The organism is Neorhizobium sp. T7_12 (genome assembly GCF_002968535.1).
Taxonomy (GTDB): domain Bacteria; phylum Pseudomonadota; class Alphaproteobacteria; order Rhizobiales; family Rhizobiaceae; genus Neorhizobium; species Neorhizobium tomejilense.
This window is the reverse complement of the sequence record NZ_PVBK01000020.1, coordinates 1-20,736: the sequence shown is the minus strand read 5'-3', so window position 1 is coordinate 20,736 and position 20,736 is coordinate 1. Positions and strand designations below refer to the sequence as shown.

At 57.9% G+C, this 20,736-nt stretch carries 16 protein-coding genes and 3 pseudogenes; 13 read left to right on the top strand and 6 right to left on the bottom strand.

Annotation, left to right across the window (positions count from 1 at the left end; translation table 11 throughout):
- Positions 1 to 435: pseudogene (locus tag C5J26_RS33400) on the bottom strand (NUDIX hydrolase); the annotation flags it as partial.
- 113 nt (positions 436 to 548) lie between these two features.
- On the opposite strand from C5J26_RS33400, the gene C5J26_RS27400 reads away from it, so the two are divergent.
- The 3 genes and pseudogenes from C5J26_RS27400 to C5J26_RS27395 form a co-directional block, all read left to right on the top strand.
- Positions 549 to 980 carry a hypothetical protein gene (locus C5J26_RS27400; RefSeq protein WP_172746111.1) on the top strand — a complete coding sequence of 144 codons (432 nt, stop codon included), beginning with the start codon at positions 549 to 551 and terminating at the stop codon, positions 978 to 980.
- Positions 981 to 1,174: 194 nt separating this feature from the next.
- On the top strand, positions 1,175 to 1,321 hold the full coding sequence (locus tag C5J26_RS33730) for an aldo/keto reductase (RefSeq protein WP_371681957.1): 147 nt from the start codon (positions 1,175 to 1,177) through the stop codon (positions 1,319 to 1,321).
- A gap of 136 nt (positions 1,322 to 1,457) precedes the next feature.
- Positions 1,458 to 1,778 (top strand): annotated as a pseudogene (locus C5J26_RS27395) (integrase core domain-containing protein); the annotation flags it as partial.
- A gap of 258 nt (positions 1,779 to 2,036) precedes the next feature.
- Here C5J26_RS27395 and C5J26_RS27390 read toward each other — a convergent pair.
- The 3 genes and pseudogenes from C5J26_RS27390 to C5J26_RS27380 all read right to left on the bottom strand — a co-directional run bounded on the left by C5J26_RS27390 (position 2,037) and on the right by C5J26_RS27380 (position 6,925).
- Positions 2,037 to 3,073, bottom strand: a pseudogene (locus C5J26_RS27390) (IS110 family transposase).
- A 174-nt stretch (positions 3,074 to 3,247) separates the two neighbouring features.
- A complete protein-coding gene (gene acnA, locus C5J26_RS27385; RefSeq protein WP_105404640.1) occupies positions 3,248 to 5,887 on the bottom strand; it encodes an aconitate hydratase AcnA in 2,640 nt (879 codons plus the stop codon).
- A 150-nt stretch (positions 5,888 to 6,037) separates the two neighbouring features.
- A complete protein-coding gene (locus tag C5J26_RS27380; protein ID WP_105404639.1) occupies positions 6,038 to 6,925 on the bottom strand; it encodes a GntR family transcriptional regulator in 888 nt (295 codons plus the stop codon).
- Between the two features lie 210 nt (positions 6,926 to 7,135).
- Here C5J26_RS27380 and C5J26_RS27375 point away from each other — a divergent pair, with 210 nt between their 5' ends.
- From C5J26_RS27375 to C5J26_RS27345, 7 genes are all read left to right on the top strand, one after another.
- On the top strand, positions 7,136 to 8,116 hold the full coding sequence (locus tag C5J26_RS27375; RefSeq protein WP_105404638.1) for a tripartite tricarboxylate transporter substrate binding protein: 981 nt from the start codon (positions 7,136 to 7,138) through the stop codon (positions 8,114 to 8,116).
- A gap of 64 nt (positions 8,117 to 8,180) precedes the next feature.
- Positions 8,181 to 9,167, top strand: a complete 987-nt coding sequence (locus tag C5J26_RS27370; RefSeq protein ID WP_105404637.1) for a tripartite tricarboxylate transporter substrate binding protein — start codon at positions 8,181 to 8,183, stop codon at positions 9,165 to 9,167.
- A 64-nt stretch (positions 9,168 to 9,231) separates the two neighbouring features.
- Entirely contained in the window at positions 9,232 to 10,344 is a 1,113-nt protein-coding gene (locus C5J26_RS27365; RefSeq protein ID WP_105404636.1) for a beta-propeller fold lactonase family protein, read from the top strand.
- Positions 10,341 to 10,814, top strand: a complete 474-nt coding sequence (locus tag C5J26_RS27360) for a tripartite tricarboxylate transporter TctB family protein (protein WP_105404635.1) — start codon at positions 10,341 to 10,343, stop codon at positions 10,812 to 10,814. Before C5J26_RS27365 ends, C5J26_RS27360 begins: the two co-directional genes overlap by 4 nt.
- A gap of 10 nt (positions 10,815 to 10,824) precedes the next feature.
- Entirely contained in the window at positions 10,825 to 12,324 is a 1,500-nt protein-coding gene (locus tag C5J26_RS27355; protein WP_105404634.1) for a tripartite tricarboxylate transporter permease, read from the top strand.
- A 72-nt stretch (positions 12,325 to 12,396) separates the two neighbouring features.
- Positions 12,397 to 12,894 (top strand): tripartite tricarboxylate transporter TctB family protein, encoded by a 498-nt coding sequence (locus C5J26_RS27350; protein ID WP_172746114.1) that lies wholly within the window; start codon positions 12,397 to 12,399, stop codon positions 12,892 to 12,894.
- A gap of 12 nt (positions 12,895 to 12,906) precedes the next feature.
- Positions 12,907 to 14,412, top strand: coding sequence for a tripartite tricarboxylate transporter permease (locus C5J26_RS27345; RefSeq protein ID WP_105404632.1), 1,506 nt, complete (start codon positions 12,907 to 12,909; stop codon positions 14,410 to 14,412).
- A 218-nt stretch (positions 14,413 to 14,630) separates the two neighbouring features.
- Here the strand turns inward: C5J26_RS27345 and C5J26_RS27340 are convergent, their stop codons facing one another.
- Complete coding sequence (locus tag C5J26_RS27340) at positions 14,631 to 15,191, bottom strand: TetR/AcrR family transcriptional regulator (RefSeq protein WP_105404631.1); 561 nt, start codon at positions 15,189 to 15,191, stop codon at positions 14,631 to 14,633.
- A 77-nt stretch (positions 15,192 to 15,268) separates the two neighbouring features.
- Between C5J26_RS27340 and C5J26_RS27335 the strand changes: the two genes are divergently transcribed.
- The gene (locus C5J26_RS27335) at positions 15,269 to 16,132 is read left to right on the top strand and encodes an alpha/beta fold hydrolase (protein WP_245441295.1); all 864 of its coding nucleotides are present in this window, start codon (positions 15,269 to 15,271) and stop codon (positions 16,130 to 16,132) included.
- Between the two features lie 140 nt (positions 16,133 to 16,272).
- Here C5J26_RS27335 and C5J26_RS27330 read toward each other — a convergent pair whose 3' ends face one another.
- Complete coding sequence (locus tag C5J26_RS27330) at positions 16,273 to 17,688, bottom strand: short-chain fatty acyl-CoA regulator family protein (protein ID WP_105404630.1); 1,416 nt, start codon at positions 17,686 to 17,688, stop codon at positions 16,273 to 16,275.
- A gap of 121 nt (positions 17,689 to 17,809) precedes the next feature.
- Here C5J26_RS27330 and C5J26_RS27325 point away from each other — a divergent pair, with 121 nt between their 5' ends.
- Both C5J26_RS27325 and C5J26_RS27320 read left to right on the top strand, forming a co-directional pair.
- Entirely contained in the window at positions 17,810 to 19,342 is a 1,533-nt protein-coding gene (locus C5J26_RS27325) for an acyl-CoA carboxylase subunit beta (RefSeq protein ID WP_105404629.1), read from the top strand.
- 10 nt (positions 19,343 to 19,352) lie between these two features.
- Positions 19,353 to 20,736 (top strand): acetyl/propionyl/methylcrotonyl-CoA carboxylase subunit alpha (locus tag C5J26_RS27320; RefSeq protein ID WP_105404628.1); only part of this gene is annotated, 1,384 nt, incomplete at its 3' end.

Here is a 20,736-nt window from a genome sequence, read left to right as displayed (position 1 = left end):
TTTCGGGTCCACCTCGCGGACACGTCGCGCGGCTTCGCCGGGGCTGACCCAGTGGAGCCGGCGTTGGCCGTGCTCCTTGAATCAGTTCGGATTTCAGAGACAGCGATTTCGAACTTCGCCATTATCCAGCTCTTTGAGAGAGGTGTAGCGGCCAACCGACTTCTTGAGCACATCGCCACGCACACCGGCTTCCTCCTAGGTCTCTATCGCCGCTGCCTCTTGTGGCTTGCGCCCTTCATCGGCCATCCCTGCGGGATCACCCAGTGCCCACTATCGCGCGAGGGAATCACCAGGATTTCGATGGCATCGGTTGGCTTTCTGGTGGCGAAAATACAAGGCACCGAACCGCTAGCGGAACTTGCCCTTGAAGAGCTAGTCCGGCGTCGCAGCCAGCTTTTGTAATAGCGGTTGCAACTTGGCGGGCTTTTCTTCCATGCCAATGTCGTAGCAAAATCCTGGTGTCCCGCAAGACGGATACGATCTATAGACTGCAAGCTAACCGTTGACGACATCTACTCTGACGTGCGTTCTGTATATGGGGGTAAGTCATGATTGATATAGAGTGGCTCAACGACGTCCGGCGCAAGCGCGGTTTCATGACAGTCGAAGACACCTCGGCGCTTTCGCCCGCGGGCATTGTGGTCCTGGATCCGTTCTCGACGCTCGTGTCGCAAGACGTCTTGCTTGGTCCCGGCGTGAACCTCCACACGAGCGACTGCGGAGCTATCGCGATCAGTTTCGATGCCCAGCTCTACCCGGGCGCTCGTCTCCTTGCCGCGAAAGGACGTATCACGGTCAGTGCGAGGGCTGAGATCGGCGAGGAAGGCGGCTTCACCATCAAGGCCGAGCAGCCGGATGCCGTGATCGAAGTTGGAGAAGGCGCGAGGTTGATCGGCGGCGGCTCGCTGAAGCTTAACAATTCGATAGGTGCCGGAGCGCAGATCCTTGGACCGATCCAGCTGCAGAACTGCGTGCTTTAGGGTGGCAGCACGCATCTCGAGCCAGACCCTGATCGGCGCGGGGCAGTTCTTAAGGGATCTGGCGTTGCCCGGCACATCGTTGTGCCAGCCGGTTCTGTCATTCAAGCCTTTGGGCTCTTCTCCGAAGCCCCGGTGCGCAAGCAATCTGGGGATTCGCAAATGTCGATCCACCCGACGAGCGTCAGGCTAGCGATTTGCTGAGCTACGCTGCAGAACTCGGGATCACGGTGTTCGATACAGCACCAGCTTGTGGCGCAAGCGAGACTATTCTCGGCCGCTTCCTCGCCGCGCTGCCCCCTGAGCGACGTTCGTCGCATTGCTCGGGAGGGGCTGGCCCGTGATGATATTGCAGGCTTGCTGTTTCATCTCGGCAAGGATTGCGCCGGCGCGCGCTCCGTCCTTCCCGCCGGCGCGCCACCCACAAAGGTGCCGGGCGACTACGAGCGCGACTACGTGCCGCTCGCCCGGTTCCGGGGCCATCCGTTCGACCGGGCATGCTGGCGACACGGCCTCGAGCATCGGCTGACCAAACCCAATCCCTGGACAAATGGCCAGGTCGAGCGGATGAACCGGACGATCAAGGAGGCAACCGTCAGACGTTATCACTGAGAAAGCCACGACCAGCCCCGCAGACATATCGGTGATTTCGTCTCGGCATACAATTTCGCCCGCCGGCTCAAGACCCTTAGAGGCCTCACGCCGTATGAATACATCTGCAGCATCTGGACAACAGAGCCCGAAGGATTCAGGCTCGATCCGATCCATCAAATGCCGGGACTTCCCTATTCGGCGTGTTAGGTCAAGCACTTTCAAGCTTCTTCAGCCGGAATTTCTGATGTCTTCGCGAGGCCATGCTTCTCTTCGGGATCGGCTATCAGCCTTCCCATCATGGGATCAGTTGGAATGAAAGGAGCAATCTAAACAACGTCCTCATCGCGTTGCCACAATGGATACGAGTCCCGGCACGCCCTCTTTTCATCCTCCGTCCCGCGAAGGACATTCATCCACCCCTGGCGGATCTTGTTATCGGTGTTTCGCCCAAATCGAGCGGGTATCTTACATGACGGAGCCAGCCTCCTCTCGCGCCCAACGGAACTCACTGCCGTCAGACCATATTCTATGCATAACGACAGCCAATCGGCGCGCAAGCGCGACAATCGCTCTCTGCCGGCTCCGGCGTTTGGCGACGTTCATCGCCCACGCCTTCAACCATGACCACTTCTTCACTACCGTTAGCAAAACTTGCGCCGCTTCATAAAGCAGCGTTCGCATCATGGGGTCGCCGCACAGAGAGACGCGACCCACACGACTGTCCTCACCGGATTGATGCAGGCGTGGAGTTAATCCGAGAGAGGGCCCCACGGCTTTCGAACTTCGGAAGCGGGCCGGAATGTCTATCGTGGCAGTGAAAGCCAGAGCGACGACAGGCCCAACGCCCGGAACTGTCATCAGCCGTCTGCAAACAGCGTCATCCTTCGCAATGGACAGTAGCCGCTCATGAAGGACCGTGAATTGCTCGCGAAGTTTCTGCCGGGCGGCAAGCAACGCCTCCATATGTCGCACAGTTCCGGTATGTCGCCGGAGAGATCCCGGACGCGTTCCTCAAACTTTACAGCGCCAACGATGCCAACCTTCAAACCGAAGTTGCGCAACAGACCACGGATGTCGTTCTCGATAGCAATAGCCTTTTCCTGAAGCAGTTTGCGTGCGGTCAGCAGAACGCGCCGCTTCTGGCTTGCCAGCGTTTTGACATGGACCGGTCGAAATAGGTTAACACGCATCATCTGTGCGATGCCGCGAGCGTCGTTTCGGTCGGTCTTGTTAACCTGCGCCTTCAGGAAGGCCTTCGCGTGCCGTGGCTCGATGCAGATCGTCGGCAACCCGGCTTCCGCCAGGCCACTGAACAACCATTGCGACAAAGGCTCAGCCTCAAGACCAATCCGCACGAAATTCCAGGAAGGATTGGTCAGAGCGTCAGCAAGGTCGTCAGGATGGCTGACAACCTTCATCTCGCGACAAATCTTACCCGTTTCGTCTACAATGCAAATGGAGGTCTCTTTGACAGAAACGTCCAATCCGGCAAAATGCTTCATGCTGCGCTTCCTCTCTGATGCTTGTGGCTGCGTCACACAGACCACGTTTATCATCAGCTTGAAGCGCAGCACCTCAACCCATCTCCGCTAGTTGGGGCGCCAGCCGAATATCCCATCTAAACAACTAGGGCCCTACCCCGTCAGCGAGCTTACCGCAAACCGATGTGGTGCCCCTTATGGAAACACCGCCTCCTGTTGGGCTTGGGTGCTGTCAACCGCGCCAAATTTGGCCAGAATCATCGGCAACAGCCCCCCCTGATGTAGCACCTTCACTTCAAGCGAGGTTTCGAGCGCGGCGACTGCTTCAAATGTTTCAACCTCGCCTGTCCAGCGCACTACAGTAACTGAGACGCTCGAGCGCGGCGCAATGCACGCAGGCTCCGCATCTATCAGAACCATATCGCCGACAGCGAGGTTGAGCGCCGTCGGCCCTCGGCCAACGGGCAAGCGGAGGGGCAGAATACCCATATTCACAAGATTGGAGCGATGGATACGCTCGAAGCTGGATGCTAGCACGGCACGCGCTCCGAGCAGAGCCGCACCTTTTGCCGCCCAGTCGCGCGATGATCCCATTCCGTAGCGCTCGCCCGCGACAATGACAACATTCAGCCCTTCCTGGCGATATAGCGTGGCGGCTCGCCAAAGTGGCATATCTTCTCCCGAAGGAGCATGAATGGTCCATCCGGGCTTTATCGTGGGCCGCAGAAGGTTGCGTACGGTCTTGTTGTCAAACAGGCCACGGAACATAGATTCCCAATTTCCACGGCGGGATGAATGGACATTTAGATCCTTTGGATTTTCGCCGCGCTCAACCAAGTAATTTCCGGTCTCGCTGCCAGCCAGAATCGCGCTGGCGGGGGAGATGTGATCTGTCGTGATATCGTCGCCAAGAACGAGGATGGGATGGGCCAAATACTGACCGAGCCTAGTCCCCTCTCCCAAACTCGCAAATGGCGGTCTTCGGATATAGGTTGACTTCGGGTCCCAGGGAAACAGCGCGGTTGAGGGAGCTTCGAGCTCCTTCCAGGCGATGCTGGCTTCCGCCGTGCCGTAAGCACGAGCATAATCGTCTGCATCGATGGCTGCCTCCAGAACGGCATCGATCTCGGCTCCATCCGGCCAAAGATCTGATAGGAAAACATCGCGCCCCTCCGGCGTGCGGGCAACGGGATCGCTGAGGATGTCGCGGTTTACGTCGCCGGCAAGCGCAAACGCAATGACAAGCGGCGGCGACGCAAGAAATCCCGCCTCTAGCTGCGGATGAATTCTGCCGGGGAAATTGCGATTTCCTGAAAGGACCGCGACCGGAACGATGGCATCCTTCGCCATCGAGTCCAATATCACAGCAGGAAGCGGTCCGGAGTTACCTATGCAGGTTGTACAGCCGTAGCCCACGATCCCGAATCCGATCGCTTCGAGATCATCTAGAAGTCCGGACCGTCGCAGATAGTGTTCGGCGGTCGGTGAACCCGGAGCAAGCGATGTCTTGACGTGTGGCGCAGGTTTAAGGCCGAATTGCCGCGCCTTGCGTGCCAGCAGACCCGCCGCGACAAGCAGCCTCGGATCCGTTGTGTTTGTGCAACTGGTGATGGCCGCTATCGCAATTGAGCCGTCGCCAAGTTTTCCTTCCCACCCAAGTTGATCTTGGCTGCTGTAAAGACCTATCATCGCAGCCTGCGTTGCGCTTGCCGGTATTCTGTCTTGGGGACGCTTCGGTCCTGCCAGACTGACCTCGACCTCCCCAAGGTCGATGTCGACGACTTCCGTGAAACGAGGTTCGTCAGTCGGCTCAAACCAGAGCCCCTGACGCTTGGCGTAGGCCTCCACCAGAGCAACTCGCTCCGTCGATCGGCCGGTCTCGCGCAGATACTTTAGGGTTGAATCATCAATCGGGAAGAAGCCGGAATTTGCACCAAACTCCGGGGTCATGTTGGCCACGACACAGCGATCCCCTGCTGAAAGATTCGAAACGCCGGGACCGAAGAACTCAACAAACCTGTCGGCAAGGTCGACCCGCCTCAGGCGCTCGGTCACCAGAAGCGCAAGATCGGTGGCGGTCACACCGGGCCGCAGCTTCCCGGAAAGTCTGACCCCGACAATATCCGGTACGCGCAGCATGATCGGCAGACCGAACATCACACTTTCGGCTTCGAGCCCGCCAACACCCCATGCCAGGACGCCGATACCGTTTACCATAGGTGTATGGCTGTCTGTACCGATCATCGCATCGGGCATCGCCCAATCTTCGCCCTCGATGACGTTATCTGCCACAACAGTTGCGAGCCGCTCGAGATTGAGAGTGTGCATGATGCCGGTCCCCGGCGGATGAACGCGAAAGTTGGAGAGGGTATTCGTCGCCCACTTCATGAACCGGTAACGCTCAGCGTTGCGGTTCATCTCCCGTGCCATGTTGAGCTGCAAGGCGCCATACTCTGCGTAAACATCGACCGCTAGGGAGTGATCGGTAGACACGTCGACGGGTAACACCGGATTGAGGAGTGTGGGATCGCGTCCCGCCTCCGAGAGCGAAGACCGCATTCCCGCGATGTCGACGAGAGCGGGACCACAAGTCGTGTCATGCATCATCACGCGCGTTGGGAGGAAAGGAATTTCCTCCTCGCTTCGTGCATTCTCAAGCCAGCCCAGGATGGCAGCCGCGCCCCTATCGCTGTCTTCCCCCCCTGCCCGTAATACATTCTCAAGGAGGATGCGAAGGATATGGGGTAGCCGGACAAACTGGTCGCCGCCTTCTCCTCGCAAATCGATCGTGCGGAAGGTCGAACCTCCCACTTCAAGATTCTGGTATCGCGTCATTCGGTCCAGTCCAAAGATAGAAGCCTGAGCTTTCGGCCTAAACCTTGATCCGCCTCGGCTCTAATGAAAGAGGAAGAAAGAAGCATCTCTTTCTTCGGGCATAAAATAGACTGATAAAGCAATAAAATGCAACATTCATTAGCTGAGGCGTCAGATGTCTAGGGCGGGACTCTTGATCGCGCTCGCACCGAGGATGTGCGCTTTCAAAAATTCCGAGGCTTTCAGCCGATCGCCGGCCTCGACCAGATCAAGGATGAGCAGATGTTCGCGTGACTGCAACGGGAGTCGGCTTCGGTCAATCGTCACGCGGTATTCCAGAAGGCGGCGCAGCCTGTTCACCCGGACGAGCGAATCGACGAAAAAGGTATTGCCGCTGCATCCCACAAGCATTTCGTGGAAATGTGAATTGATCTCGAACAATCGGGCACGCCCCATGCGTTCAAAGCCGCCAGCAAGGATCTCCTCCTGGAGGCTCCGAGCATTGGCAAAGGCCTGCTTATCGATCGTGAACGTGGGAAGCAGAAGGGCCTGGGATTCCAGAGCCGCGCGGAATTGATATGCCTGCTCATAGCTTTCGCGGGATGTCATCCGCGGTAGAAATTCCCACCCATTGCCTGGTAGACGCTCGACCCAACCCTCGTTTTGCACGCGGTGCAGTGTCTTTAGCATCCGCGTCCGCGGCACATCATAGAGCCGCACAAGCTCGCGTTCGCTTACTCGCTCCGGCAGCTTCCCTGACAAGCAATCTTCGATCAAGGCTCCATACAAAGCATCCTCCGGCTCTGCTACCGAATTGGCGGCGGGCGATACAGTCAGTTCTGCGGGATCCTTGACAAGGAAATATCCCCTGTTGCGTTCGAAACGAACGATCCCGTCCTTTGCCAGCAGCTTCAACCCTGCATTAACGGGTGCGCGCGAGACACGCAAAGCGTCTGCAAGCCACTGCGCCGGAAGGTGACGACCCTCGGATACGCTTTCGCTTTGAATCAGCCCAAGGATCCGGGCCGCAGTCTGCGATGATAGACTTGGTCTTGCCATAAATAAGCACCACTCCGAGAAAGGGCTCCCACACCGCGCAAGGTGTTAGCATAATTTGTGACCCCACAAAATTCCATGGGGCATATTGCATTATAAAGCTTATTAGTGCAATTTCTCACGACGGCGGGAGAGCCGGCGGCAAGTTGGTGCGTGGAAGCCCTGTGAAAGCCGTTGTTATGGTCCCCGGGCCGGAACCAAAGGGAGGAAAACATGACATACCTAAATCGCCGCCGCCTCATTGCGGCAGTTGCAGCTTTTGCGACTTTTTCGGCAGTCCCCAATTTTGTTGCCGCCCAAGAGCAGCTACCGGAACTAAAGATTACCGCTCCGGCCGGCGCTGGCGGGGGCTGGGATACGGCTGCCCGATCGCTTCAGCAGGTCATGACACAGATCGGCGCAGTCCGCAGTGTCCAGGTCGTGAACGTACCAGGCGCTGGCGGAACCATTGGGCTCGCCCAATTCTCCTCCCAAGCGGCGGGCCGCTCCGACGAGATGCTGCTTGGCGGCATCACGCTCGTCGGAGCCATCATCAGCAACAACGCTCCAGTGACGCTTGATAAGGTTACTCCGATCGCTCGATTAACCGGCGATCCGCTTGTGATTGTGGTTCCTGCCAAGTCGCCTATCAAAACGGTGGCGGACCTCACCGCAGCAATCAAGAAGGATGTCGCAAGCACCATCTGGGCCGGCGGATCAGCTGGTGGCGCCGACCACATCCTTGCAGCTCTCGCCACCAAGGCAGCAGGCGCGGATCCCGCCAAGACAAATTATGTCGCATTCTCCGGCGGCGGTGAAGCGCTGGCAGCTATGTTGGGCGGCCGCGTCACCGCCGGCGTGTCCGGTTATGGCGAATTCGAAAGTCAGATCAAAACTGGCGCTCTGAGGGCACTTGCTGTCTCCTCACCGGAACGCATTGCCGGTGTCGATGTGCCGACTTTGAAGGAACTCGGCCACGACGTCGAAGTCGTCAACTGGCGCGGAGTATTCGCCGGGCCGAACATCTCCGCAGAGGACAAACAGAAGCTCTCGAAGCTCATCGAGACGACGCTGAAATCGCCCCAATGGGCCGAGGTTCTGAAGGCGCGCGGTTGGTCTGATTACTATGCTCCTTCGGAGGACTTTTCTACCTTTCTCGCCTCTGAGCAGACTCGCGTCCGCGAAATCCTGAAATCTCTCGGTCTTGCCAAGTAGCCAGTGCTGCAGCGGTGGGCCACCGCCGCTGCACTAATCCGTCAGATCAAGGAAAGGAACGCAGATGTTTGCTCGTTGCCTGAAGTTCTGCCTCGCCTTCGCGTTGGCCTCTTTGCCTTTCTCTATTGCCACAGCGGCAGAAGAGAAATTTCCAACACGTACCGTGACAATCATTGTCCCTTTCGCGGCGGGGGGCGGTGTCGATACGATCGCCCGGCTCGTTGCGGAGGATCTTCGAGCCAAATGGTCGGTTACGGTTCTCGTCGAAAACCTCCCCGGCGGGAGTGGCATGATTGCCGCTCAATCTCTTACCAAGGCGGATGCCGACGGTTATACCCTCATGTTGGCCACTGCGGGTGAACTTGCTGTCAACTCTACCCTGCTGAACAAGCGCCTGACCTACGACGTGTCGCGCGATTTCGAGCCCGTTGTTCTCGCCGCGCGGATACCCAACGTCTTCGTGGTCGGAAAGAACAGCCCTTACAAATCCGTAGCTGACGTTGTTGCTGCAGCAAAGAAAAATCCCGGCGTCTTCACCTACGGCTCTAGCGGCGTGGGAAATCCACAGCATCTGACCGGCGCGTTGTTGGGCCATAATGCGAAGATCGATCTGGTTCATGTCCCATACAAGGGTTCATCACAACAGGTGATGGACACGATCGGGGGGCATGTCGACTCAACATTTGCAAGCGCGGCGGCCGTCTTGGCAAACGTCCAGGATGGTTCTCTCAGGGCGCTGGCCGTCACCTCAAAGGAGAGGATGTCGGTGCTCCCGAATGTACCAGCAATTTCCGAGACGCCCGGCCTGCAAGGTTTCGAACTGGTGAACTGGTTCGGCTTCGTCACCAAGAAAGGTGTGGATCCGAAGATCGCCTCGCTCTTGCATGATGCGATCGAGGAGTCGCTTCGCAAGGACGCGACGGCAAAGCGGCTTACCGCAATCGGCGCCGAGTTCGTACCCACGACCTCGCAGGAATTCTCAGGCTTCATAAAGGAAGAGACGACAAAATTTGCCGAAATCATCAAATCGGCTGCCATTAAGCCAGAATAGTTGGACGAGTTGCCGCGGCAGGCAGCTGCGGCAACTCGCTTGAGATGCGACAGGACAAAATCCAGTGGTCAGCAATATCGCATATGTCGGATGCCGTACAACCCGTGAACGCAATGCACGGGGTACTGGCATTTCCGTGTTCCGCATCGATGAGGACGGCCGCTGGGATTTGGTTGCGATCGAGGGAACGCTCCCCAATCCATCGTTCCTGACCGTCGACCAGAGCGGCCGGTATCTCTACGCCATTCACGGCGACCGGACGGAAATGTCTTCGTTCCGCATCGAAGAAGACGGCAAGCTCAAACCCATTGGCCATTCCACGACCGCGGGGCTGAACCCGGTTGACGCAACGATCGACCCGACGGGCCGCCATCTGATTGTAACAAACCATCTCTCGGGTTCAGTCATCGTTCATCGCCTGACTGATGGCCACTTCGAATATTTGACGGCCTACGCACAAATCGCAGGGCGGCTCGGGCCCCACCGCACAGAACAGATTTCGCCTAAACCGCACCAGGCCATTTTTGACAGGGAAGGAACGCGGCTTTTTGTTCCAAATAAGGGGACAGATACGATCTCGGTGTTTGAATTTGAAGCTGCACTAGGTTCATTGGTGGAGTGTCCTTCACACGGGGCACAACTGCGCGAAGGTACCGGACCACGCAACGGCGTGATGCATCCACGGATGCCGATCCTCTTTGTTGTCGGAGAATTGGACTCAACAGTCTACTCTCTTCGGGTTGGACGCGAAGGCGGCTTGCGCCCGTTCCAGGTCGCACCCTGTCTCCCGGACAACTTTATCGGCTTCAGTCGTGCTTCCGCGATCGTGCTTTCTCCGGACGGTACGCGATTGCATATTTCGAACCGTGGCCATGACAGTATCTGTACGTTCGATGTTGGAGAGGGAGGCCACCTAACATCGCCAAGATGGGCAGCAAGCAATGGCCGAACGCCGCGTTTCGCCTGCTACAATCCGGCCGGCACAGATCTGCTCGTGGCAAACGAGGAAGCCGATACGATCATCAGCATCCCGGGCGATGGCATTGGCCCAGCAACAGTGATTGCGCGCACGCCAAGCCCAACCTGCATGGTCTTTCGATATCGACATAGTGGGTCCACTCCCCCGTACTCGGTCACACATGCGGCGGAAGGCCGTTTAAAAGGAGTTTCGGCATGACAACCGGTTCAGTTCGACGCCCTGGGCGGGCGCCGCTCGTGGTTGGGATCATCCTCTTGGCGAGTGCCATCGTGGTGGCCCTCGACGCCAATCGAATTCAAGGTGGCTTCACCTACGGCATCAGTCCCGCGGCAGTGCCTTATGTGATTGCCGGGTTTCTTGCTTTGCTGGGAATCGGCCATTTTATTGCGGCTTTCCGATCGGAGGCTGCAGAGGTCGAAGCGGCTGACTGGAGGGCCGTCTCGCTGGTGGCGGGCGGGCTACTAGGCCTTATGGCGTCAATTGCGCTCGGAGGTGGCTTCATCGTCGGATCGGCGTTGCTGTTCGCACTAACGGCACGCTCATTTGGCCGGGGCGCGCTCCTGGCTGATCTCGCGATCGGAGCGGGGTTGGGCCTCGTCATCTTCCTCACATTCAACAAGCTGCTATCGCTCACCCTTCCAATGGGGCCGATCGAGCACTTCTTCTGAGTACCTGGCTATGGAATCAATATTTGCCCTCGCACAAGGCTTCCTTGTCGCCTTTGAACCGATGAATTTGGTATTCGCAGCGATCGGCGTCGTGCTGGGAACTGCAGTCGGCGTACTGCCTGGAATAGGGCCGGCGCTGACCGTGGCTCTCCTCTTGCCCGTTACCTTCCGGCTAGATCCTGGCGGCTCGCTTATCATGTTCGCCGGTATCTACTATGGCGGCATGTATGGCGGATCAACCACCGCTATCCTGCTCAATACACCTGGCGAAAGCGCATCGGTGGTAACTGCACTCGAGGGTAACCGGATGGCGCGAGCGGGCCGCGGAGGCCCCGCGCTTGCGACGGCTGCAATCGGTTCTTTTGTCGCAGGAACGCTCGCGACGATCGGCCTAGCCTTCCTTGCCCCAATCCTCGTGCAACTCGCCGTCAATTTCGGGCCGTGGGATTATTTCTCACTAATGGTCGTGGCGTTCGTCACCGTCTCCGCGACCTTTGGCTCATCGCCTCTACGCGGTCTTACAAGCCTCGCGTTTGGTCTTGTCCTCGGGTTGATGGGAATCGACCAACTGACGGGCCAAGCGCGCCTGACCTTCGGAGTGCCGGAGCTTCTTGACGGCGTTGAGGTAACCACACTCGCAGTTGGCCTCTTTGCGATCGGCGAAGCGCTTTACGTTGCTTCCAGGCACATTCATGCACCTGAAAAGCCGATCCCTGTCAAAGGGTCGCTGTGGATGACACGTGAGGACTGGAAGCGCTCGTGGAAGCCCTGGCTGCGTGGCTTCTGCTTTGGCTTCCCGATCGGTGCTTTGCCAGCTGGCGGCGCTGAAATTCCTACATTCCTCTCGTACACCACTGAACGCCGCCTTGCTAAAAACCAGGACGAATTCGGTCATGGCGCTATTGAGGGCGTAGCGGGACCCGAAGCTGCTAACAATGCCTCGGCTGCCGGAACGCTCGTACCACTTCTGACCCTCGGGCTCCCAACTTCAGCGACGGCGGCGATCATGCTTGCTGGGTTTCAACAATATGGGCTTCATCCAGGGCCGCTGTTGTTTACCGAACAGCCTGACCTCGTTTGGGGGCTTATTGCGTCGCTCTTCATCGCAAACACAATGCTGATAGTGCTAAACCTACCGCTGATCGGCATCTGGGTGCGTTTGCTCGCGATTCCCCTGCCATGGCTATATGCTGGAATTCTGGTGTTCGCTGCTATGGGAACGATTGCGGCCAATCCGTCGATTGTCGAGTTGGCGATGTTGATCGGATTCGGCTTCATCGGGTTCCTGATGCGCCGCTATGACTATCCGATTGCTCCTGCCGTAGTGGGCCTGATCTTGGGGCCGATGGCGGACAACCAGCTCCGCCGCTCGCTTCAGATGAGCCTCGGCGACCCGATGATCCTTCTGGAAAATCCTGGCTCCGCCACTCTGCTCGCGATCGCCGCAATTGCTCTAGTTGCACCTTTCATACTCAAGGGGCTCGGACGGTTCCAGGCTCAGGAAGACTAGCAGGCAGCCACAACGGATTACTCAGGGCGTGACCTTTGGCGCACGCCTATCCAAGTCATGGGGGGAACAACGATGATACATGCCGAGCCGGCAGGAAAGAACCGGTCACAAAAGTTATGGAACATGGTAGGCGGCATTATATTCGTAGCGATCGCCGTGGTGTTCGGGGCTGAGGCGACGAACTATGAATTCGGCCGCACTGTTCGCATGGGGCCCGGGTTCATCCCGCTGGTGCTGTCGATCCTGCTCGGCTGCTTCGGGGCTTGGATCGCTATCGCAGATTTTTCTAATCACCGCCCTGGAAGTAACCAGCCCGTCGCTTGGCGAGGAATCGTTCTCATCAGCGTCTCACTTCTTATTTTTGGTGCATATGTGCGGAGCATGGGGCTGGTGCCGTGCGTCTTCCTCTGCACATTTCTCACGTCGTTGGCGTCCTCCCGCAACACCGCTTTCCTCGCCCTGCTAAACGCTATTGTTCTTTCAGCGGTCTGCTGGTTTGTTTTCAAGCTCGGGCTTGAGATGTCGCTGCCAACGATTGGACCGGCATTCGGCCAGTTTCAAGTCTTGTGAGGAGTACAGGTTATGGACCTTATTTCAAACCTGGCGCTGGGTTTCGAAACAGCCCTCACCTTTCAGAACCTGCTTTGGTGTTTCATCGGCGTGCTCCTCGGCACGCTCGTGGGCGTGTTGCCGGGGATTGGCCCGACGGCGACGATTGCCATGCTCTTGCCGATCACCTTTTCGTTTTCGCCCGTCACTGCTCTAATTATGCTTTCCGGTATTTATTACGGCGCTCAGTATGGTGGCTCGACAACCGCAATCCTGATCAATCTTCCAGGAGAGTCATCTTCGGCCGTTACGGCAATCGACGGCTATCAGATGGCGAGAAAAGGTCGCGCTGGCGCGGCACTCGCAACCGCCGCCCTCGGCTCCTTTTTCGCGGGATGTGTCGCCACGCTTGTCCTTGCTGTTGCGGCCCCGCCGCTTACACGGGTGGCGCTTAACTTTGGACCGGCAGAGTATTTCGCTCTGCTGGTACTTGGTCTTCTCGTGTCGATTTCGTTGGCGCACGGGTCAGTGCTGAAGGCGCTGGCCATGATCATTCTCGGTCTCCTGCTCGGTTCAGTTGGGCAAGACGTGACCACAGGCACGCCACGGTACACTATGGGCTTTGATGAGCTTTATGGAGGTATCAATTTCGTCTCGCTCGCGGTTGGTATGTTTGGCGTCGCCGAAATCTTTAAGAACCTTGAAGCCGATAGCTCGCGTGAAGTCGGCGTGAAGAGCGTCACGAAGCTTTGGCTGTCCAGCGAGGAATTTCGGCGCATCATCGGTCCCGTCGTGCGGGGCACGGCAATAGGATCGCTTCTGGGGATTCTGCCGGGTGGAGGCCATGTTCTGGCGTCATTTGCGTCCTATTCAGCGGAGAAGAATCTGTCTAAGACGCCTGAGGAATTCGGTAAAGGAGCAATCGAAGGCGTGGCTGGTCCTGAGAGCGCCAACAATGCGGCCGCTCAGACATCTTTTATTCCCCTGCTAACACTCGGCATCCCGACGCATCCCGTGATGGCGTTGATTGTCGGCGCTTTCATTCTGCAAGGCATAACCCCAGGTCCTAACGTCATTAACGACCAGCCGGCTCTGTTCTGGGGGATTATCGCCTCGATGTGGATCGGCAATCTTCTGCTCGTGATCCTTAATTTGCCGCTTATCGGGCTTTGGGTGAAGATGCTGACGGTTCCCTATCGTATACTTTTCCCCGCCATTGTCGTCTTCGCCTCGATTGGGTGCTATTCAATCAACAACAATCCTTTCGACGTCTACGCAATTGTCGTTTTCGGAGTTCTGGGTTACGTCCTTTCCAGGTTCGGCTTTGAGCCCGCACCGTTACTACTTGGGTTCGTGCTCGGTCCTTTGCTGGAAGAGAATCTGCGACGAGCCATGATCATCTCTCGCGGGGATGCCATGATCTTTCTGACGCGGCCTTTATCTGCAACGCTTCTTGCGTTCGGTCTGGCTTGCCTGTTCGTCGCGGCGCTTCCCGCATTACGAAGAAAACGCCGGCAGATATTTGTTGAGGACGATTGAGCTAACGGAAGGATACGGGACCCATCCCTTCCGTGCACTCCGAGACGTCCATCCTGATCGGACGTGAAGCTGCTTCGTGAGCAGCTTCAAAACAAACTTCAAAGTTCGCAACATCGTGACGGTTTGGTTACGGCCGGAGCTGTCGGCTTTTCAATCAACTGCCATAGCCACTCATAAAAAATTGCGTCAAGTTTCTGACCGATGGAATTTGGCCGGCATCAGTCAGCCAACGACCCAGCTAGGTTCCGCGCAAGGACATCGAAAGCGGCCGTTGATTGCTGAACCTTCGCGATGAGCCAGGCGCCCTCCACCTGCAGCAACAAGAGTGTAGCGGCATCCTCTGGATCGCAAATACCGAACCTCATTGCGTGATGTGTGATCCTGTCGGTCCAGCCGGCCAAAGCGTCTCGTGTCGTGCTTTGTAGCTTGCTGTTCTCGTCACCTGCCGCCTGCGAGATGCTCATCAGCGGGCATCCAGCCAACTTCCCGCCATCTGTCGCCAAGCGTCCAACGTCGCGACAAAGCGCGGCGGCTCCCTCGGCAAAGGAGGATGCCGAAATGAAGCAAGCCTCGATCCGATCGGAGACGATCCGATTTGCAAGTCGTGCGGCCTCTTCCGCTAGCTGCTCCTTCCCGCCTGGAAAATGGTAATAGAGAGAGCCTTTAGGCAGGCCGGTCTCGAGGAGTATCTCGTTCACTCCGACGCCTTCGTACCCACGTCGGCGAAAAAGCGCCAAGGCAGTCCGGATGAAAGTGTCGCGGTTCCTATTACTGTTCATTCGTCGACCCCAAATCCTCTAGACCGAATGGTCTAGATGCTTTATTAGACCGATCGGTCTGATGAGGGACAGGATAGATGATAAGCGACGCATCCACGTTCAAGGAAATCGAGATCGACGCATCTGAGGCGCGCCTTGCAGGGCGTTTTTATCCTCCGGTCGGAATAGTGCGTGCGCATCTACTGCTCCACGGTGCGACCGGAGTGCGTCAACGTTATTATGCCGCCTTCGCACGATGGGCAGCATCCCAAGGGGTAGGTACCCTCACATATGACTATCGAGACTTTGGTGCCTCATCGCGCGCGCCCATGAAGCAGAGTACTGCGACTATGGCCACTTGGGGCATCGATGACCAAACCGCGGCTGAAGCAGCGTTGCGAAGAATTGCACCCGAAGGACCGCTCTGGCTCTTGGGTCACTCCATAGGCGGTCTGACATTCCCATTCAGGTCTCACGATAAAAGAGTTGCGCGGGTGACGACGGTGGGGGCTGGCTTTGGATATTATCGCGATCACCCGTGGAGTTATCTTCCACTCGTGCTAGCCTTTTGGTTTGGCGTGGGACCGTTGGCTACTGCTGTTGCCGGCTATCTGCCTGGCCGCCGCATCCTACTCGGAGCGGATCTTCCCGCTGGCGTCTATTGGCAGTGGCGACGATGGTGCACCAATCGGAGTTTCTTTCAACCCGATTTTGGACATTCGCTGCCTATCCCGGATTTCTCTGCGCCCAGCTTCGACATGCACATGATCACCATGGAAGATGACGTTGTTGTACCGCCGGTTTGCGTATGGCGTTACGCTGACTCTTTTCCTGCGGGCAGCGTCCGGCGAACTATGCTTAAACCGTCCGACTATGGGCTGAAGAGCCTGCGCCATATCGAGGTGCTCTCTGAACAATGCAAGTCTGCCTGGCCGACAATTGTCGGTCTGCCGAGATCTTAGAATGAAGAGCCGTCAAGGTTACGGCGGCACGGCGATCTCCGGCGTCCAAAACTGCCAATTCGTTCAGAATCGGGCTACAGCCCTGTGTTGCTGAGGCTGGGTCCAGCGGAGACCGTGCAGTGCCTGCAGTCGCCAATTCTTCAGAAGTCGACGATACGGTAGGGAAGTGCGCCGCGCGAAGAATGATCGACTTGAAGTCGTCGTTTCAAGGGGGGAACTGCTCTTTGTGTGCAATCGACACGCTCACAAACTCGGCATGAAACTCCAATCGGCTTGAACGAGGCGCGATTAGCAAGGTCAAGCGTATCAGCATAGACGAAATTGCCCGCATACGAGATTTCACATCCAAGCGCGATCGCATAGCGTGGGTTCTCAGTGTTGAAGCCGCCGACGCTCTTTTCGACTTGCATCGCGATCGAAAGGTACCGCACTCCATCGGGCGTCTGTGCAAGCTGGCGTATCATTCGCTCCGAGCTTTCAAATGCTTGATGAATGACCCAAAGCGGACAGGCCGCTCCAAATCGGGCGAACTGAAGCTTCGTGGCGCTATGTCTTTTGGTAATGTTCCCAGCTCGGTCAATGCGCGCGAAGAAGACCGGCACGCCCTTGAGGCCAGGGCGCTGCAAGGTGCTCAGTCGGTGAGCCACCTGTTCGAGGCTGGCTCCGAAACGCGCCGACAGCAGTTCCAGATCGTGGCGAAGATCCTGCGCGGCCTGGTGGAACTTTCGGTAGGGTAAAAGCAAGGCAGCTGCAAAATAGTTATAGAGCCCGATCTTGCAGATATCGCTCGCTTCCGCAGTCCGAAACCCTGCCGTCTCCAGAACCTTTTCCACTTCCTGAGACGCGTGTAACTGGGCGATTTGAAAAGCAACCTGAAAGGTCCGGGTTGGCGGAGGTGCGTAAGAACCAATGGTCAGGAGGCGGCTGTTTGCATCAAAGTGGCGAACTGACCGATCGACTGCATTACCCCTTACTACCCGGACGTCATATTCCTCGTTAAGATAATTGACGAGAGGCATGTAAGCCTCCCCGTCCTGCAGGTCCAACTGGTCTGAAAGGTTTTCAGCGAGGACATCGATTGCATCGATGTAGTTGTCGACAAAATGGAAGAAGTCGCGCACCTCCTCATAGGGTGTGGTATCCGTCAACGCAGCGCGCCCCAAACTGTCGTCGAGACGGGCGAGTTGCTCACTGTTCTGCCGATATGCCTGATGGGCACGCAGTAGCGCGTGTGCAAAGCCAGGTGCATTTTGGGTAATGAGCTTGAGTTCCTGGAGTCCAGGATCATAATCGGAAAACACCGGATCTTTCAAAGTTTCCTTCACCGCCGATAGGAGCCTGTCGCTCTCTCCTCCGGCCAGCTCCGCCATGTCCAATTGGAAACTTTCTGCGAGCGCGACCAGGGCGCTGGCCGATACGGGTCGCTGGTTGTTCTCCATCTGATTGAGATAACTCGGCGAAATACCGAGTCTTTCGGCGAACTGAGCCTGAGTCATCTTGGCGGCTTCCCGCAATGACCGGACTTTCCGACCAATATAGAGTTTCTTCGTGCCCATCTTCGCAACGTTGCAAAAGTCAATTTGCCATATGCAATATCGTTGCCTGCGTTCCTGTTCAAGGGTTCTGATCCGATTCATTTCCGTTTAAGCCACACTAGGTTTAGCCCCGGAGAACGCCATGCTTGCAGTCCTTGAACAACTCGAGTCCCGCCGGAGTGAGGCTCGTGCAGGGGGAGGGCCGCAACGCGTCTTGACCCAGCATGCCAAGGGCAAGCTGACGGCCCGCGAGCGCCTCGAGGTCCTGCTCGACGAGGGCTCCTTCGAGGAGTTCGACATGTATGTCACTCATCGGGCGGTGGATTTCGGCATGGATAGCCAAAAGGTCGCGGGCGACGGCGTCGTCACCGGCTGGGGCACCATCAACGGCCGCCAGGTCTACGTCTTTTCCCAGGACTTTACGGTTCTCGGCGGCTCCCTTTCCGAGACACATGCGCAAAAGATCTGCAAGATCATGGATATGGCGGTACGGGTCGGGGCGCCGGTGATCGGGCTCAACGACAGCGGCGGTGCCCGCATCCAGGAAGGCGTTTCCTCGCTTGCCGGCTACGCAGAAGTCTTTCGCCGCAATGCCGAGGCATCAGGCGTCGTGCCGCAGATTTCCGTCATCATGGGGCCTTGCGCCGGTGGTGCGGTCTATTCGCCGGCCATGACCGACTTCATCTTCATGGTGCGCGACAGTTCCTACATGTTCGTCACCGGTCCCGACGTGGTGAAGACCGTGACCAACGAGATCGTCACGGCCGAGGAGCTCGGCGGCGCCGGCACACATACGAAAAAATCCTCGGTCGCCGACGCCGCCTTCGAGAACGACATCGAGGCGCTCGAAGCCGTCCGCCAGCTCTTCGATTTCCTGCCGCTCAACAACCGCGAGAAGCCGCCGGTCCGCCCCTTCCATGACGATCCGGCCCGCCTCGAGAACCGTCTCGACAGCCTGATCCCGGACAGCGCCGCAAAACCCTACGACATGAAGGAACTGATCTATGCGATCGCCGACGAGGGCGATTTCTTCGAGATTCAGGAAGCCTATGCGAGAAACATCATCACCGGCTTCATCCGTCTCGAAGGCCAGACGGTCGGCGTCGTCGCCAACCAGCCGATGGTGCTGGCCGGCTGCCTCGATATCGACAGCTCCCGCAAGGCCGCCCGTTTCGTGCGTTTCTGCGACGCTTTCTCGATCCCTATCCTGACCCTGGTGGACGTGCCGGGTTTCCTTCCCGGCGTTGCCCAGGAATATGGCGGCGTCATCAAGCACGGCGCCAAGCTTCTCTTCGCCTATTCCGAAGCGACCGTCCCCATGGTCACGCTGATCACGCGAAAAGCCTATGGCGGCGCCTATGACGTCATGGCCTCGAAACATATCGGCGCCGATTTCAATTATGCCTGGCCGACCGCCGAAATCGCCGTCATGGGTGCCAAGGGAGCGACCGAGATCCTCTACCGCTCGGAACTCGGCGACCCGGAGAAGATCGCGGCGCGGACGAAGGAATACGAGGAGCGTTTCGCCAATCCGTTCGTAGCGGCCGAGCGCGGTTTCATCGATGAGGTGATCATGCCGCATTCATCGCGCCGCCGCATCGCCCGCGCCTTCGCTTCGCTGCGCAACAAGCAGGTGACGACGCATTGGAAGAAACACGACACGATCCCGCTGTGAGGACAATCCCATGATTAAGAAAATCCTCGTCGCCAATCGCGGCGAGATCGCCTGCCGGGTCATCAGGACGGCCCGCAAGATGGGCATAAAGACGGTGGCGGTCTATTCGGACGCGGATGCCGAGGCGCTGCATGTACGGATGGCGGACGAGGCTGTTCATATCGGCCCGGCACCGTCTTCCCAGTCCTATATCGTCATCGACAAGATCCTGGAGGCGATCCGGACGACCGGCGCGGATGCGGTGCATCCGGGTTATGGCTTCCTTTCGGAAAATGCCGCTTTCGCGCAGGCGTTGGAAAAGGCCGGCGTCGTTTTCATCGGCCCGCCGGTGAAAGCCATCCAGGCGATGGGCGATAAGATCACCTCGAAGAAGATCGCCGCCGAAGCCGGCGTCTCCACCGTTCCGGGCCATATGGGCCTGATCGAGGATGCCGAGGAGGCGGTGAGGATTTCCGCCTCGGTCGGTTACCCGGTGATGATCAAGGCGTCCGCCGGCGGCGGCGGCAAGGGCATGCGGATTGCCTGGAACGATGCCGAGGCGCGCGAAGGTTTCCAGTCCTCCCGCAACGAGGCGAAGAATTCGTTCGGTGACGACCGCATCTTCATCGAAAAATTCGTCGACCAGCCGCGCCATATCGAAATCCAGGTGCTCGGCGATCAACACGGCACCACGCTCTATCTCGGCGAGCGCGAATGCTCGATCCAGCGCCGCAACCAGAAGGTCATCGAGGAGGCTCCGTCGCCCTTCCTCGACGCCGAAACCCGGCGGGCCATGGGCGAACAGGCGGTCGCACTCGCGAAAGCGGTCGGTTATTTCTCGGCCGGCACGGTGGAGTTCATCGTCGACGGCGCCAGAAATTTCTATTTCCTCGAGATGAACACCCGTCTGCAGGTGGAGCACCCGGTCACCGAACTCGTCACCGGCATCGATCTTGTCGAACAGATGATCCGCGTTGCGTCAGGCGAAAAGCTGTCGCTCGGTCAGGACGACGTCGAGCTGAATGGCTGGGCGATCGAAAGCCGGCTTTATGCCGAGGATCCCTACCGCAACTTCCTGCCGTCGATTGGTCGGCTGAGCCGCTACCGTCCGCCGGCGGAAGGCCGGCAGGACGACGGCACCGTGGTCCGCAACGATACCGGCGTCTTTGAGGGCGGCGAGATCTCCATGTATTACGACCCGATGATCGCAAAACTCTGCACCTGGGCGCCTGATCGTCTGACGGCGATCGACGCGATGGGCAAGGCGCTCGACGATTTCGAGGTCGATGGCATCGGCCACAATCTGCCCTTCCTCTCGGCCGTCATGGATCACGACCGTTTTCGCTCCGGAAAGATCACCACGGCCTTCATCGCCGAGGAATTCCCGGAAGGTTTTTCGGGCGTGCATCCCGACG